Genomic DNA, 14,550 nt, shown 5'->3' with positions numbered 1-14,550 from the left:
GTGCGTACCGATCGGGGCGGGAGGGTCAGCCGTGACGATGGGACGCCACCGCAGGCTCACTGGCCCCGATCGGTACGCAAGCGTCAGCCTCAGCGGGAGGCGGCGACCAGCTCCGCGATCTGGATCGTGTTGAGCGCGGCGCCCTTGCGCAGGTTATCGCCCGAGACGAAGAGCGCGAGGCCGCGGCCGTCGGGGACGCCCTCGTCGCGGCGGATCCGGCCGACGTACGACGGGTCCTTGCCGGCCGCCTGGAGCGGGTTGGGGATGTCGCTCAGCTCGACACCCGGCGCGGCCGCGAGCAGCTCGGTGGCGCGCTCGGGCGACAGCGGCCGGGCGAACTCGGCGTTGATCGACAGCGAGTGACCCGTGAAGACCGGCACGCGGACGTTCGTCGCGGAGACCGGCAGCTCCGGGATGCCGAGGATCTTGCGCGACTCGTTGCGGAGCTTCTGCTCCTCGTCGGTCTCGTTCAGGCCGTCGTCGACGAGGTTGCCCGCGAAGGGCAGCACGTTGTAGGCGATGGTCCGCTGGTAGACGCCCGGCTCGGGGAAGGCGACCGCCTCGCCGTCGTACGCGAGCTCGCCGGCCTTGTCGCCCGCGAAGGCGATGCCGTCGGCCAGCTCGGCGACGCCGGCGATGCCGGAGCCGGAGACGGCCTGGTAGGTCGAGACGACCAGGCGCTGCAGTCCTGCCTCGTCGTGGAGCGGCTTGAGGACCGGCATCGCGGCCATCGTGGTGCAGTTGGGGTTCGCGATGATGCCGCGGCCGGCCTCGATCACCGCGGCGGCGGCCTCGGGGTTGACCTCGGAGACGACCAGCGGGATGGCGGGGTCCTTGCGGAAGGCGCTGGAGTTGTCGACGACGATGACGCCGGCGTCGACGAACACGGGGACCAGGGCACGCGAGGCGGTGGCGCCGGCGGAGAAGAGCGCGATGTCGAGGCCGCTCGGGTCGGCGGTGGAGGCGTCCTCGACGACGACGTCGCGGCCCTCGTAGGACAGCACGGTCCCAGCGGACTTCGGTGAGGAGAAGAAGCGGATCTCGTCGACCGGGAAGCGCCGCGCCGCGAGGATCTGCCTCATGGCGACGCCGACCTGGCCGGTGGCGCCGACGACGCCGATCCTGATGCCGTCGCTCATGTCAGCGCCCCGTCCCGCCGTAGACCACGGCTTCCACTTCGTCGGTGCCCAGCTCGAAGGCGGCGTGCGCCGCGTTGACGGCCGCCTCCACCTGGGTCTCGGAGACGACGACCGAGACACGGATCTCGGACGTCGAGATCATCTCGATGTTGACGCCCGCCTCGGAGAGCGACTCGAAGAACCGGGCGGAGATGCCCGGCGAGGTGCTCATCCCGGCGCCGACGACCGACACCTTGCCGACCGAGTCGTCGTAGCCGAGCCGCTCGTAGCCGACGGTGCTCTGCAGCTTGGCGAGCGCCGCCATCGCCATCTGGCCCTCGCCACGCGGGAGGGTGAAGGAGATGTCGGTCAGGCCGGTCGCCGCCGCGGAGACGTTCTGGACGATCATGTCGATGTTGATCTGGGCGTCGGCGATGGCGCGGAAGATCGCGGCTGCCTCGCCAACCTTGTCGGGTACGCCGACCACGGTGATCTTGGCCTGGCTGCGGTCGTGGGCGACGCCGGTGATGATGGCAGATTCCATGAGGCTCTCCTGTGCGACGCCGGCCTGCGGGTCCTTGACGACCCAGGTGCCCTCCCTCTCGGAGAAGGAGGACCGGACGTGGATGGGCATGTCGTAGCGGCGGGCGTACTCGACGCACCGCAGGTGCAGGATCTTGGCGCCCTGCGCGGCCATCTCGAGGGTCTCCTCGTAGGAGATACGCGGGATCTTCCGGGCGCGCGGCTCGATGCGCGGGTCGGCGGTGAAGATGCCGTCGACGTCGGAGTAGATCTCGCACACGTCGGCCTCGAGCGCGACGGCCAGGGCGACGGCGGTCGTGTCCGACCCGCCGCGGCCGAGCGTGGTGATGTCCTTCGTCGTCTGCGAGACGCCCTGGAAGCCGGCGACGATGGCGATCGCGCCGTCCGCGACGGCGCCGAGGATGCGCCCGGGCCGGACGTCGATGATCTTGGCCTTGCCGTGCTCGGCGTCGGTGATGACGCCCGCCTGCGATCCGGTGAAGGAGCGCGCCTCGTAGCCGAGGGTCTGGATCGCCATGGCGAGGACCGCCATCGAGATGCGCTCGCCCGCGGTGAGCAGCATGTCGAGCTCGCGCGCGGGCGGCAGCGGCGTGACCTCGTTGGCCAGGTCGATCAGCTCGTCGGTCGTGTCACCCATCGCGGAGACCACGACGACGACGTCGTGCCCCTGCTTCTTGGTGTTGACGATCCGCTGGGCGACTCGCTTGATCCCGACGGCGTCGGCGACCGACGAGCCGCCGTACTTCTGGACGACGATGCCCACGAGGCTGGTTCCTTGGTGGTCGAGGGGAAGAACGCGGCCGAGTTTAGTCGGCGGCCGCGAGATCCTCGCTCCGATATCGGAGTGCGGGCGCGGGCCGGCGCTACGGGACGGCGGGCGCCTCGCCCTCGAGGATCTCCTCGGCCACCGCGAGGTCCTCCTCCTCGCCGCTGAATTCGGTGTCGAGCCGGTCGTGCGAGACGACCGTCAGCAGCGCGTTGAGCACCGCCCCGGCGAGGTTGCCCCAGTTGGACACGTAGGAGAACTGCCACCACCACAGCGCCTCGTCGGCGTCGCCGCGGCGGTAGTGCCGCAGCCCGTTCTCGAGGTCGGCGGCGATGCTCGTCAGGTCGTCGGAGAGCTGGCTGACCACGATCTCCGGCGCGTAGGGGTCGAAGACGAAGCTGTAGGTGTCGGCCTCGCCGAGGATGTCGGCCAGCCGCAGCCGGAACTCGTCGAGGTCGGCCTCGGGGCCGACGTCGGGCTGGTACTCCTCGCGCGGCTCGAAGTCACGCTGCGCTCCGAGCCGGGCGCCCGCCAGCAGCACCTGGCTGACCTCGAGCAGCAGCAGCGGGATGGCCCGGCCACCGTCGCCCTCCGCCCCCACGGCGCGCAGGGAGAGCAGGAAGCTCTCGACCTGGTCGGCGATCTCCTCGGCGAAGTCCTGCTCGATCATTGCGCTGCTCTCCTTCCGGCGAACGCACGGCCGAGGGTGACCTCGTCGGCGTACTCCAAGTCTCCGCCCACCGGCAGTCCGCTGGCCAGCCGGGTGATGGCGAGGCCGAGTGGCGCGAGCTGGCGGGTGAGGTAGGTCGCTGTCGCCTCGCCCTCGAGGTTGGGGTCGGTGGCGAGGATGATCTCGGTCAGCTGGGTGTCGTTGAGGCGCGTCATCAGCTCGCGGATCCGCAGCTGGTCCGGGCCGATGCCGTCGATCGGGCTGATCGCGCCGCCGAGCACGTGGTAGCGGCCACGGAACTCGCGGGTGCGCTCGATCGCGACGACGTCCTTGTACTCCTCCACGACGCACAGCACCGTGGGGTCACGCCGCGGGTCACGGCAGATCCGGCACGTCTCCTCCTCGGAGACGTTGAAGCAGATCTTGCAGAACTTCACCCGCTGCTTGACCTCGACCAGCACGTCCGCGAGGCGGCGTACGTCGACCGGGTCGGCCTGGAGCAAGTGGAACGCGATCCGCTGCGCGCTCTTGGGACCGACGCCGGGCAGCCGGCCCAGCTCGTCGATGAGGTCCTGGACCACACCCTCATACATCTAGAAACCCAGCTTGAAGGGCGAGTCTGGGTCGTCGCCGCCGAGCCCGCCGGCGATCGGGCCGAGGGACTGGCCGGCGAGGGCGTCGGCCTGCTGCTTGGCGTCGCGGTAGGCGGCGACGATCAGGTCGCCGAGGTCGGACAGGCTGTCGGCGTCCGAGCCGTCGAACTCGCCGGCCTTGATGTCGACGCCCTGGAGCTCGCCGACGCCGTTGACGGTCACGGTGACCGCGCCGCCCGCGACGGTGCCGTCGACGGTCTGCTCGGCCAGCTGCTCCTGGGCCTGGGCGAGCTGCTCCTGCATCTGCTGGGCCTGCCCGAGCAGGGCGTTGAGGTCGAGGCCGCCGAAGGGGTTGCCCTGGTTCTCGGTCATGGTCGCAACTCTCTCACTGGTGCCGGATCTCTTCGATCATCTGGGCGCCGAGCTCGCGTTCGAGCAGCGCTGCGCCGCCGAGGTTGTCGGAGTCGGCGTCGATGTCATCGGGGTGCGCATGCTCGTCGGCGGCGCGCAGGTCGTCGGCCGTCGTGTCGGTCGCCCGGCCGGAGGCGCGGGTGGGCTGGATGGCCTCTCGGGCCGCGCCGATCGCGCCGGTGTCCCATGGCGGTCCGTCGGGATCGCGCTCCGCGCCTGGCTCGACGGGCTCCGGCGGGGGTGCCTGGTCCCACGGGGGTGCGTCGTCGGCGGGTCGCTGCTCGGCGGCGGGCGGCCGCTGCGGCTCCGCCGTGGGCTGCGGCGGGGGCTGCGGCGGGGACTGCGGCGGGGACTGCTGCGGGGACTGCTGCGGGGACTGCTGGGGTGACTGCTGGGGCGCGGAGCCGCGAGCCGGCGCGGACTGCCCGGCCGGCTGTACGCCGGGGTCGACGATCGCCTCGATGCGCCACTGCGCGCCGATGACGTCGACGATCGCCTGCTGCAGGTAGGCCGATCGGCCGCCACCGACGAACTGCTCGCGGAGGCCGGCCGTGCTGAAGCCGATCGTCAGGACATCGCCCTGCAGGTCGACGACCTGCGCGTGGTTGCTGAGCAGGGCCCAGGTCGAGCGGTTGAGCTTGGCCAGCGCCTGCACGACGTCGGGCCAGAGTCGGCGCGCGTCCACAGCGGCCATACCGCCCGACGGCACCTGGGTCTGCGCCGCCGACGCGGCCGGCTCGGAGGCGGCGGCGGGCTGGGCAGGTGGCGGTGTCGGAGCGGCAGGCTGGGGCGGCGAGACCGACACCGGCTCGTCGCTCGGCGGGGTCGGCTGCGCCGACGGAGCCGGCGGAGGGGCCGGCGTCGGCGTCGGGGCCGGCGTCGGGGCGGCGATCGTCGGCACGATCTCCGGCGTCGGGGCAGCGGCCCGGGGCGCCGGCCGGTCCTGCGCCGGAGCGGCCGGGGCGGCGACGGGGGCCGCGGTCGGCGTCCCGCTCACGGAGAGGCGGCGCTCGAGCCGGTCGAGGCGGGCGGCCAGGCCCTCGGTGCCGTGGTCGGCACCCGGCAGCAGCACCCGCGCACAGATCAGCTCGAGCAGCAGCCGCGGCGCGGTCGCCCCGCGCATCTCGGTGAGACCGGTGGCGACCAGGTCGGCCGCGCGGGACAGGTCGGTCGGGCCGAACCGGCCGGCCTGGGCGGCCAGGCGCTCCCCGGCGTCCGGGGCGACGTCGATGAGCCCGGTCGCGGGGGCGTCGGGGACCGCCGACACGATGACGAGGTCGCGCAGCCGGCGGAGCAGGTCCTCGGTGAAGCGACGCGGGTCCTGCCCGGTCTCGATCACCTTGTCGACGACGCCGAAGACGGCCGAGCCGTCGCCCGCCGCGAAGGCATCGACGACCTCGTCGAGCAGCGAGTCCGGCGTGTAGCCGAGCAGGCCGGCCGCCAGGTCGTAGGTCACGCCGTCGGGGCCGGAGCCACCGAGCAGCTGGTCCATCACGGAGAGGGTGTCGCGGGCGGAGCCGCCCCCGGCCCGCACGATGAGCGGCAGCGCGGCGGGCTCGACCGCGACGCCCTCCTTCTCGCAGATCTCGCCGAGGTAGGACGTCAGGAGCCGGGGCGGGATCAGCCGGAACGGGTAGTGGTGGGTCCGCGACCGGATCGTCGGGATGACCTTCTCCGGCTCCGTGGTCGCGAAGATGAAGCGCAGGTGCGGCGGCGGCTCCTCGACGAGCTTGAGCAGGGCGTTGAAGCCCTGGGCGGAGACCATGTGGGCCTCGTCGATGATGTAGACCTTGTAGCGGCTGCGCACCGGCGCGAAGAACGCCTTCTCGCGCAAGTCGCGGGCGTCGTCGACACCGCCGTGCGAGGCCGCGTCGATCTCGATGACGTCGATGCTGCCCGGCCCGCCCCGCGCCAGGTCGCGGCAGGAGTCGCACTCACCGCACGGGTCGGCGACCGGAGCCTGCTCGCAGTTGAGCGCGCGGGCCAGGATGCGGGCGCTCGTGGTCTTCCCACAGCCGCGGGGACCGGAGAAGAGGTAGGCGTGGTTCACCCGGTTGTTGGCCAGTGCGGCCCGCAGCGGACCGGTGACGTGCTCCTGCCCGATGACCTGCTGGAACGTCTCGGGCCGGTAGCGGCGGTAAAGCGCGAGGGGTGACTCCACGCTGAAACCCTAACCACCGTCGCCGACATCCGCCGACGCCGTCACCCGCCCCTCGCAGTAACGTGCCCGCATGGGCTCGGCAACAGGCAGGCGCGTGGTCGTCACCGGCGGGTGCGGGAAGCTCGGGAGGGCGGTCGTCGCCGACCTCGTCGCGCACGACTGGAAGGTCGTGGTCTTCGACCGGACCGCCCCGGACCGCGCCGACGTCACCTATGTCCCGGTCGACCTCACCGACTACGCGGCGGTCCTCGACGCGATGCTCGGGGTCGAGGAGCGCTACGACGCGGTCGATGCCGTCGTACACCTCGCGGCGGTTCCGGCGCCGGGGCTGCGCGGCGATGCGGCCACCTTCGCCAACAACATGAACGCGACCTACCACGTCTTCACGGCCGCCCGCCGGGCCGGCGTGACGAACATCGTCTGGGCCTCGAGCGAGACCGTGCTCGGACTGCCGTTCGACACCCCGCCGCCCTACGTCCCGGTCGACGAGGACTACCCGCCTCGGCCCGAGAGCACCTACTCGCTGGTGAAGACGCTCGAGGAGACCATGGCGGCGCAGCTGTGCCGGTGGGACCCGGCGCTGAAGATGTACGGCCTGCGGTTCTCCAACGTGATGGAGCCCCAGGACTACCAGGCGTTCCCCTCCTACGACGCCGACGCGCGGGCCCGCAAGTGGAACCTGTGGGGCTACATCGACGCCCGCGACGGCGCCCAGGCCGTACGCCGGGCGCTCGACCACCCGGGGACAGGGACCGAGGTCTTCATCATCGCCAACGCCGACACGGTGATGTCACGCCCGAGTGCGGAGCTCGTCGCCGAGGTGTTCCCGGACGTCGAGGTCCGCGGCAACCTCGGCGAGCACGACACGCTGCTGTCGATCGAGAAGGCGCGCCGGGTGCTGGGCTACGAGCCGGAGCACAGCTGGCGGGCGGTCTGAGAGCCCCTTTTGGACGAGCAGGACCGCTCGCCTAGACTCCCTCGCAACCCCCCGCGTGGCGGCATCTCGTGAACCTCCCCAGGGCCGGAAGGCAGCAAGGATAAGCGAGCTCTGTCGGGTGCGCGGGGGGCCTCTTCGTTCCCGGCGTGACGCGGGTAGCGCCGATTTCGTCGGCTGCGATCGGGACGGGTAGCCTCCTCCACGGATCTGTCGCCTAGTGGCCTATGGCGCTCGCTTGGAAAGCGGGTTGGGTGCAAGCCCTCGGGGGTTCGAATCCCCCCAGATCCGCCATCAGGAAACTGCAGGCTGACCTGCACGAACGCCGATCCGGACCACTAGGCCGGGTCGGCGTTGTGGTTCTCCGCCGCCGGACCGGTCGTCCGGCGCACGACAAGCTCGGTCGGTACGACGACCCGCTGCGGCTCGTCGGCGCCGGTCGCCCGGACCCGGTCCAGGAGGAGGCGGACGAGCTCGCGGCCGATGGCGTGGAAGTCCTGGCTGACCGTGGTCAGCGGCGGGTAGGTGAACTCGCCCAGGGCGATGCCGTCGAAGCCCACCACGGAGACGTCCTCGGGCACGCGCCGACCGGCCTCGTGCAGCGCGCGGAGCAGGCCGAGCGCCGTCTCGTCGTTGGCACAGAAGACGGCCGTGACGGACGGGTCGGCCGCGATCTCGTGGCCGAGGCCGTAGCCGGTGCGCGCCGTCCAGTCGCCGCGCCACGGCTCGGGCACCCGCCGCCCCGCCTCCTCGAGCATGCGCCGCCAGGTGTCGAGCCGGACGGCGGCCGGCTCGGAGTCCGCCGGTCCGGCGACGTGGTGCACGGTGCGGTGCCCGAGGTCGAGCAAGTGCTGGACGGCCTCGCGGGTGCCCTGCGCCTGGTCGGCCACGACGGCGGGATAGCGCCCGGCGAACCGCGAGTCCGACACGACCACGGGCAGGTCCGCCGGCAGCGCCAGCTCCTCGGGCGTCGCCTGCTCGGCGCGGATCACGACGAGCCCGTCGATGGCCTGGTGGGTCAGCCGCGACGCCGCCGACTGCCAGTCGTCGACCTCATCGCGCCGGACGTCGACGACGGTGACACCGACGTTCTGCGCCGCGGCGGCCCCGATCACGCCTTCGGTCGTCAGGGCCTCCCCGGTCCGTTCGAAGCGGTGCGCGAGCAGCCCGATCGTGCCGAACTCCCCGGCGCGGAGCGCCCGCGCCGCGTGGTTCGGCGCATAGCCGAGACGTTCCATCGCCGCCAGGACCTTCGCTCGGGTCTCGGGCCGCACGCTCGTGCTCCCGTGCGCCACCCGCGAGACGGTCTGGCCCGAGACCCCCGCCAGCCGGGCCACGTCGTTGATCGAGGCGCCGCGGCGCGGCCTCCGGGGGTCCAGCATGGCCGGATGCTAGCGCCTGGCCACCGGACCGGCGGCCGGTGCGGCGGAGACCGTCCGGCTACGATGTTGACGTCAACATGCCATCCCGACGAGGAGCCCCACGATGACGACGTCCGGTGCAGGAGCGAGCGCTCGCGTCACCTTCGACCCGCGCCGCACGGCCGATCCGCTCTGCGTCAGCGAGAACAAGCGGCCCGCGCACTCCGACCACCGCTGGTTCCGCGATGCCGACGAGGCGCTGAGCGGGGTGAGCTCGTTCGAGCAGAGCCTCTCGGGCACCTGGAAGCTGCACTGGGCCAGGAACGCCGACGGGGTCATCGACGGCTGGCAGCAGCCCGGCGTCGACACGTCCGGCTGGGACGACGTACGCGTGCCCGGCCACCTGCAGCTCCAGGGCTACGGCACCCCGCAGTACACCAACGTGCAGTACCCCTGGGACGGTCACGAACAGGTGGCGCCCGGCCAGGTGCCGACCCGCTACAACCCGGTCGCGTCCTACGTGACGACGTTCGCCCCCGATCGGCCGCTCGAGGCGGGCGAGCGGCTCGGCATCACGTTCCACGGCGCCGAGTCGGCGGTCGCCGTCTGGCTCAACGGGGCGTACGTCGGCTATGCGACCGACTCCTTCACGCCGTCCGAGTTCGACCTCACCGAGCACGTGACCGACGGCGAGAACGTCCTGGCCGCCCAGGTCTTCACGTGGACCAGCGGGTCATGGCTCGAGGACCAGGACTTCTTCCGGTTCTCCGGCCTCTTCCGCGACGTGGTGCTGACCCGTCGCCCGCGCGTCCACCTGGAGGACATCCGGGTGACGACAGCGGTGTCGGCCGACCTGGCCGAGGCCACGGTCACCGTGCGGGTGCGGCTCGGCGGTCCCGGCTCGGTCCGGGCCACCCTCGAGGGTGTCGGCGCGCTCGAGGAGCAGGCCGACGGCTCGCTCGCCGTCGCCGTCCGCGACCCGCACCTGTGGAGCGCCGAGGACCCCCACCTCCACGACCTCGTCGTCGAGGTGCTCGACGACGACGGCGAGCTCCTCGAGCACGTCCCGCTGGCAGTGGGGCTACGGCGGTTCGCGATCGAGGACGGACTGCTGAGGATCAACGGGCAGCGGGTCGTGCTCAAGGGCGTCAACCGGCACGAGTTCGGCCTCAACGGCCGGGTGGTGACGCGCGAGGAGACCGAGGCCGACATCCGGATCCTCAAGGCCGCCGGCGTGAACGCCGTACGCACGAGCCACTACCCCAACAACACCTACTTCTACGAGCTGTGCGACAGGTACGGGCTCTACGTCATCGACGAGATGAACCTCGAGACGCACGGTCTCTGGGACGCCGTCGCGAACGGCGACGTCACCCTCGACGAGGCCGTGCCGGGTGACCGGCCGGAGTGGCTCCCCGCTCTCCTGGACCGCGCGGCGAGCATGCTCGAGCGGGACAAGAACCATCCGTCGGTGGTCATGTGGTCCTGTGGCAACGAGTCGTTCGGCGGCAGCAACCTCCTCGCCGTCGCCGACTGGTTCCGCGAGCACGACGACCGCCCAATCCACTACGAGGGCGTGCACTGGGACCCGCGCCACCCCGAGACCACCGACGTCGTCTCGCAGATGTACACCCCGGCGGCGGCCGTCGAGGCCTTCCTGGCCGAGCACCGCGACAAGCCGTTCGTGCTGTGCGAGTACGCCCACGCGATGGGCAACTCGTTCGGCGCCGTCGCGAAGTACGTCGACCTCGCCTACCGCGAGCCGCTCCTCCAGGGTCTCTTCGTCTGGGACTTCGCCGACCAGGCGGTCCGGACCACGGACCGGCACGGGCGCACGTACGACGGCTACGGCGGCGACTTCGGGGAGGCGCCGCACGACGGCGACTTCTGCGGCAACGGTGTCGTCCTGCTCGACCGCACCCCGACGCCGAAGCTCGCCGAGCTGAAGTACCTCTACCAGCCGTTCCGGCTCTCGGTCACCCGCGACGAGCTGACGGTCGAGAACCGCCACCTGTTCACCGGCTCGGCGGCGTACGACGTCGTGGTGACCGTGGCCCGCGAGGGCGCCGTCCTCGCCGAGGCGCCGCTCGCCACCGACGTCGGGCCGGGTGGGACGACCGCCTACCCGCTGCCCGTGGCCGTCCCGGACGTGCCCGGCGAGTACACGGTCGACGTGTCGATCCGGCTCCGCTCCGCGACCGCATGGGCCCCGGCCGGACACGAGGTCGCGTCCGAGCAGGACGTCTTCCGGGTCGGCGCCCCGGTCGGTCGGCCCCCGGCTCCGCGGCCCCGGCTGGTGAACGGGATCCACAACGTCGGCGTGCACGGGCCGCGGTTCTCCGCGCTCTTCTCCAAGCTCCACGGCGGGCTGGTCTCCTACCGCTACGCCGGCCGCGAGCTGCTGCGGTCGTCCCCCCGCCCGTGCTTCTGGCACGCGCCGACCGCGAACGAGCGCGGGTGGGGCATGGGGGCCGAGGACGGCCAGTGGCTGCTCGCCAGCCGCTACGCGGCCCTCCGCCCGGGCACCCCGGCCCCGGAGGTCTCGGAGCAGGCGGAGGGCGTGGCCGTCACCTACCGCTACGCCCTGCCGACCGTCCCCGCCTCCGGGTGCGACGTGACCTACCTCGTCGACGGAGAGGGCCGCGTCGACGTCACGATGATCGTGCGTCCCGGCGACGGCCTGCCCGACCTGCCCGAGCTGGGCCTGCTCCTCGAGGTACCGGCCGACCTGCACCGGCTGGAGTGGTACGGCGACGGTCCGCACGAGGCGTACGCCGACCGGCGCGGCAGCGTTCGCCTCGGTCGCTGGAGCGCCGAGGTCACGGAGCTTCTGACGCCGTACCTGCGGCCGCAGGAGGCGGGCAACCGCACCGGCGTGCGGTGGGCCGCCGTGACCGACGACCGCGGCTGGGGCATGCGGGTCTCCGCCTCCGAGGCGGACGGGCTCGAGCTCTCCGCCCTGCCGTGGACGCCGTTCGAGATCGAGAACGCCGCGCACCCCGTCGACCTCCCTCCCGTGCAGAAGACGGTGCTGCGCCCGGCGTGGCGGCGCCGCGGTGTCGGCGGCGACGACTCGTGGGGGGCGCGCACCCATCCCGAGCACCTGGTGCCCGCTGGCGAGGAGCTCACGTTCCGGTTCTCGTTCGAGGGAGTGCTCTGAGTCGGCGGGCGCGGGTCAGCCGATGTCCTCGCCGGCCAGCGCCTTCGCAGCGAGGCGCTCCTCCTCGCTGACCTCCCAGACCTCCCAGGCCGCGTGCAGGGCGAGCGCGAGAATGCAGCAGCCGAGGACCAGGTCCGGCCAGCCGGAGTCGACCCACAGCGTCAGCAGGCCCATGGCGATGATCGCGACGTTGACGAGGACGTCGTTGCGCGCCGACGCGAACGCCGCGGTGCTCAGCGACCCGCCCCGGTGCCGGGAGCCGGCCAGCAGCCACGCGCTGGTGCCGTTGACCGCGATCGCCCCCAGGGAGGCGAGCACGAGCGGGACGACGTCGGGGGTCTGCGGGTCGGCGAACCGCCCGACCGTCTGCCACCCGGCGACCGATGCCGGGGCGAGGATCACCACGGCCATCGCCTTGCCCAGCACCGCGCGGCGGGCCAGCGGCCAGCCCAGCGCCATGAGGATCAGCAGGTTGACGGCGGTGTCCTCGAGGAAGTCGACGCTGTCGGCCAGCAGGGACACCGAGCCGGCCGTGAGCGCGACGGCGAGCTCGACGAAGAAGTAGCCGAAGTTGAGGACGGCGACGACCAGCACCGTGCGGCGCAGCCGGGCGACGTCCGGGAGCCGCTCCGGTCGATCCTCGGGGTCCACGGGGTCCACGGACCCGAACCTATCGATGGCGGGTGCGATCACCCGGCCGTGGGCACGGTCTCACTGCACACGCCGGACCACCTCTGCGCCGACCAGCAGCGCCGTCGCGAGCACCCCGCCGACCAGCGGTCCGAGGATGCCCGGCGGCGGTTCGGCACGGCCGAGCAGCGCGGCGAGCAGGCGCCGTCCCTCGTAGACGGCCGCCTCGATCTCGCTCACGGCAGCGACTCCAGGGCGCCGCCGGCGAGCACGAGCAGCGGAAGCAGCGCGACGAGGCAGGCCGTCTCCAGCGCCCGCAGCAGCGGTCGGACGAGCAGTGCCGGGCCGTGGGCGTCCTCGCCGCCGGCGGTCGGCCCGCGAGCCACGGCCAGCAGTACGCCGCCCGCGCCGGCGAGGCCCAGGGCACCGACCGTCCGCCAGGTGTCGTGCTCCCAGAGCGCCACGCCGACGGTGACGAGCAGTCCGAGCGCACCCGCGGCCAGCCCCGGCAGCGCAGCGAGCGACGGCGCGAGGTGACGGGCGCGCAGCAGGACGATCGCCGCGGCGCATCCCGACAGCGCCAGGCCTGCCGGACCGTGCCGCGCGACCAGCGGGGTCAGCCCCACGTGCACGACCGCGAGCCCGACCGACGCCCCGAGCAGGAGCTCGCGTGCGGTCCGCGCCTCGTCGGCGAGGGCGTCGACGTCGACCCGGCCGCGCGGACGGGTGATCCGCCCGACCGCGACCCAGGGAAGCCCCCCGGTGACAAGCGTCCCGAGACCGATCAGGACACTCGCCAGCACGCTCAACGGGACGTCCCGGATCGATAGCACGGCACCGATCACGGCACCGACCGCGCCGATGACCGCGGCCGGCAGCAGGCGGAGCCGATGCGCCGGCAGCCCCGTCATCGCCAGCGAGGCGACGGCGAGGATGGCGCCCCCGCCTGCGGCGCACGCCACACCGACGTCACCCGGTCTCAGGTCCGCTGCGAGCTGGACGGCGGCCAGGGCGGCGTACGCGGCGGCGATCAGTGTCGCGGCGATTGCCGCCGGGGCTGCGCGGCGCCCGAGACCGTCCGCGAGCAGCACGAGGGCCAGCGCCGCGGTCAGCCGGCCGTCGCCGACGACCGCCAGCGGCACGGCGGCGAGCACGAGCAGCACGGCGCCGACGAGGACCGGCCAGCCCGCCGGCTCGACGACGGGAACACCAGAGGGCAGCGCCTCGACCGGGTCGTCGTGGACGGTCGGCGGCGGGGGTGGCGGAGCGAGGACGAGCACGGCGCCGTCCGGCACGTCCTGCGTCGAGAGACCGGCCCGGTCGTCGAGGACCGCTCCGCTGACGGTGCAGAGTCGCAGGCCGTCGTACGACTCCACGTCGAGACGGCGGGCGAGACCCGGGACGAGCTCGGCGACCGGCAGCGCCGACGGGACCGCGAGGTCCAGCCGGCGGCCACCTCCGACGACGCTGACCCGGAGCAGCGCGGTGGTCACCGGAACGCCCGGGCCCCGGCCTGGTCGGCACTCTGGTAGGCCTCCTGCGCGGCCGCGACGGCAGCGCCGAGCCGGGCGAGCAGCATCCGCATCTCGCTCTGCGCGGACTCCCAGACCGCCTTCGCCTCGAGGTAGGCCATCTGGGCGGAGCCGTACCACTCCGCCTGCAGCGGGGCCAGCTCTGCGGCCAGCCGTTCGATCCGCTCCTCCGACGCGGCGACCGCGCGCGCCAGGTCCGCCGCCGCCTGCTGAAGCGCGGCGTGGTCGACGGTGATGACATCCGACATGGCCGGCTCCTAGCGGGACGGGTCGAGGCGGTGGCCGAGAGCAGCCGCCTGGGCCTGGTCGGTCGCGACGTTGAGCCGCTCGACGGCGGCGAGCTGGTCGTGGAACCACTGCAGCTTGGCGGTGACCCGCTGCTGCTGACGGGCCCACTCGGCATAGGTGGCGGTGAACGCCCGGCCGCCAGCGCCCCGCCAGCGGGAGCCGAGCGCGACCTGGCCGCTGAGCGACCCGAGCAGGCCGTCGAGGTCGGCCTTGGCGGTGAGGGCGAGGCGGGCGCCGTGGTCGAGCGCGCCGACCACCTGCCCGGTGGTGAGGGACATCGGAGCTCCTTCCTGTCCGGGTGCGGGCGCACCGCGGTACCGCCCTGTCTGCCCCCGCATCGGCCGCCGAAACCAGCGATCCGAGTTATCCACAGGCAGCGGCCG

General features: G+C 72.9%; 14 protein-coding genes, 1 tRNA gene and 1 other RNA gene. 4 read left to right on the top strand and 12 right to left on the bottom strand.

The genetic code is table 11. From position 1 onward, the window contains the following. Positions 1 to 89: 89 nt before the first annotated feature. The 6 genes from BM236_RS06830 to BM236_RS06805 all read right to left on the bottom strand — a co-directional run bounded on the left by BM236_RS06830 (position 90) and on the right by BM236_RS06805 (position 6,262). Positions 90 to 1,139: an aspartate-semialdehyde dehydrogenase gene (locus BM236_RS06830; RefSeq protein ID WP_091121770.1), complete on the bottom strand. Its 1,050-nt coding sequence runs from the start codon at positions 1,137 to 1,139 to the stop codon at positions 90 to 92. A gap of 1 nt (position 1,140) precedes the next feature. Further along, positions 1,141 to 2,424, bottom strand: a complete 1,284-nt coding sequence (locus tag BM236_RS06825) for an aspartate kinase (RefSeq protein ID WP_091121768.1) — start codon at positions 2,422 to 2,424, stop codon at positions 1,141 to 1,143. 100 nt (positions 2,425 to 2,524) lie between these two features. After that, on the bottom strand, positions 2,525 to 3,097 hold the full coding sequence (locus tag BM236_RS06820; protein ID WP_091121765.1) for a DUF5063 domain-containing protein: 573 nt from the start codon (positions 3,095 to 3,097) through the stop codon (positions 2,525 to 2,527). Then, positions 3,094 to 3,690, bottom strand: a complete 597-nt coding sequence (recR, locus tag BM236_RS06815) for a recombination mediator RecR (protein WP_091121763.1) — start codon at positions 3,688 to 3,690, stop codon at positions 3,094 to 3,096. The genes BM236_RS06820 and recR overlap by 4 nt, the downstream gene beginning before the upstream one ends. Then, the gene (locus BM236_RS06810; RefSeq protein WP_091121761.1) at positions 3,691 to 4,062 is read right to left on the bottom strand and encodes a YbaB/EbfC family nucleoid-associated protein; all 372 of its coding nucleotides are present in this window, start codon (positions 4,060 to 4,062) and stop codon (positions 3,691 to 3,693) included. 13 nt (positions 4,063 to 4,075) lie between these two features. After that, on the bottom strand, positions 4,076 to 6,262 hold the full coding sequence (locus BM236_RS06805) for a DNA polymerase III subunit gamma and tau (RefSeq protein WP_091121757.1): 2,187 nt from the start codon (positions 6,260 to 6,262) through the stop codon (positions 4,076 to 4,078). A 70-nt stretch (positions 6,263 to 6,332) separates the two neighbouring features. On the opposite strand from BM236_RS06805, the gene BM236_RS06800 reads away from it, so the two are divergent. The 3 genes from BM236_RS06800 to BM236_RS06790 all read left to right on the top strand — a co-directional run bounded on the left by BM236_RS06800 (position 6,333) and on the right by BM236_RS06790 (position 7,490). Then, the gene (locus BM236_RS06800; protein WP_091121754.1) at positions 6,333 to 7,199 is read left to right on the top strand and encodes an NAD-dependent epimerase/dehydratase family protein; all 867 of its coding nucleotides are present in this window, start codon (positions 6,333 to 6,335) and stop codon (positions 7,197 to 7,199) included. Positions 7,200 to 7,244: 45 nt separating this feature from the next. Then, an RNA gene (gene ffs / locus BM236_RS06795) (signal recognition particle sRNA small type) lies at positions 7,245 to 7,334 on the top strand. A 68-nt stretch (positions 7,335 to 7,402) separates the two neighbouring features. Beyond that, a tRNA-Ser gene (locus BM236_RS06790) sits at positions 7,403 to 7,490 on the top strand. A gap of 44 nt (positions 7,491 to 7,534) precedes the next feature. Here BM236_RS06790 and BM236_RS06785 read toward each other — a convergent pair. Next, positions 7,535 to 8,578 carry a LacI family DNA-binding transcriptional regulator gene (locus tag BM236_RS06785; protein ID WP_091121753.1) on the bottom strand — a complete coding sequence of 348 codons (1,044 nt, stop codon included), beginning with the start codon at positions 8,576 to 8,578 and terminating at the stop codon, positions 7,535 to 7,537. A gap of 103 nt (positions 8,579 to 8,681) precedes the next feature. On the opposite strand from BM236_RS06785, the gene lacZ reads away from it, so the two are divergent. Beyond that, positions 8,682 to 11,717: a beta-galactosidase, LacZ type gene (lacZ, locus tag BM236_RS06780; RefSeq protein ID WP_091121750.1), complete on the top strand. Its 3,036-nt coding sequence runs from the start codon at positions 8,682 to 8,684 to the stop codon at positions 11,715 to 11,717. A 15-nt stretch (positions 11,718 to 11,732) separates the two neighbouring features. Here lacZ and BM236_RS06775 read toward each other — a convergent pair whose 3' ends face one another. The 5 genes from BM236_RS06775 to BM236_RS06760 are packed head-to-tail and all read right to left on the bottom strand — an operon-like array spanning position 11,733 to position 14,445. Continuing rightward, entirely contained in the window at positions 11,733 to 12,377 is a 645-nt protein-coding gene (locus BM236_RS06775) for a cation efflux transmembrane domain-containing protein (protein WP_245750183.1), read from the bottom strand. Between the two features lie 51 nt (positions 12,378 to 12,428). Next, entirely contained in the window at positions 12,429 to 12,587 is a 159-nt protein-coding gene (locus BM236_RS18900) for a hypothetical protein (RefSeq protein WP_175507582.1), read from the bottom strand. After that, on the bottom strand, positions 12,584 to 13,840 hold the full coding sequence (locus tag BM236_RS06770) for an EsaB/YukD family protein (RefSeq protein WP_175507581.1): 1,257 nt from the start codon (positions 13,838 to 13,840) through the stop codon (positions 12,584 to 12,586). The genes BM236_RS18900 and BM236_RS06770 overlap by 4 nt, the downstream gene beginning before the upstream one ends. Then, a complete protein-coding gene (locus BM236_RS06765) occupies positions 13,837 to 14,127 on the bottom strand; it encodes a WXG100 family type VII secretion target (protein ID WP_091121745.1) in 291 nt (96 codons plus the stop codon). Before BM236_RS06765 ends, BM236_RS06770 begins: the two co-directional genes overlap by 4 nt. Before the next feature lie 9 nt (positions 14,128 to 14,136). Beyond that, positions 14,137 to 14,445 carry a WXG100 family type VII secretion target gene (locus BM236_RS06760; protein WP_091121742.1) on the bottom strand — a complete coding sequence of 103 codons (309 nt, stop codon included), beginning with the start codon at positions 14,443 to 14,445 and terminating at the stop codon, positions 14,137 to 14,139. Between the last annotated feature and the right edge of the window lie 105 nt (positions 14,446 to 14,550).

The organism is Nocardioides terrae, from assembly GCF_900112345.1.
Taxonomy (GTDB): domain Bacteria; phylum Actinomycetota; class Actinomycetes; order Propionibacteriales; family Nocardioidaceae; genus Nocardioides; species Nocardioides terrae.
Note: the sequence above shows the minus strand (reverse complement) of the source record. Positions and strands in the feature narration are given on the sequence as shown.

Bases quoted from the DNA above. Each gene is read 5' to 3' on its own strand.
- BM236_RS06830 (WP_091121770.1), bottom strand. From the start codon at position 1,139: ATGAGCGACGGCATCAGGATCGGCGTCGTCGGCGCCACCGGCCAGGTC.
- BM236_RS06820 (WP_091121765.1), bottom strand. From the start codon at position 3,097: ATGATCGAGCAGGACTTCGCCGAGGAGATCGCCGACCAGGTCGAGAGC.
- recR (WP_091121763.1), bottom strand. From the start codon at position 3,690: ATGTATGAGGGTGTGGTCCAGGACCTCATCGACGAGCTGGGCCGGCTG.
- BM236_RS06810 (WP_091121761.1), bottom strand. From the start codon at position 4,062: ATGACCGAGAACCAGGGCAACCCCTTCGGCGGCCTCGACCTCAACGCC.
- BM236_RS06800 (WP_091121754.1), top strand. From the start codon at position 6,333: ATGGGCTCGGCAACAGGCAGGCGCGTGGTCGTCACCGGCGGGTGCGGG.
- BM236_RS06785 (WP_091121753.1), bottom strand. From the start codon at position 8,578: ATGCTGGACCCCCGGAGGCCGCGCCGCGGCGCCTCGATCAACGACGTG.
- lacZ (WP_091121750.1), top strand. From the start codon at position 8,682: ATGACGACGTCCGGTGCAGGAGCGAGCGCTCGCGTCACCTTCGACCCG.
- BM236_RS06765 (WP_091121745.1), bottom strand. From the start codon at position 14,127: ATGTCGGATGTCATCACCGTCGACCACGCCGCGCTTCAGCAGGCGGCG.
- BM236_RS06760 (WP_091121742.1), bottom strand. From the start codon at position 14,445: ATGTCCCTCACCACCGGGCAGGTGGTCGGCGCGCTCGACCACGGCGCC.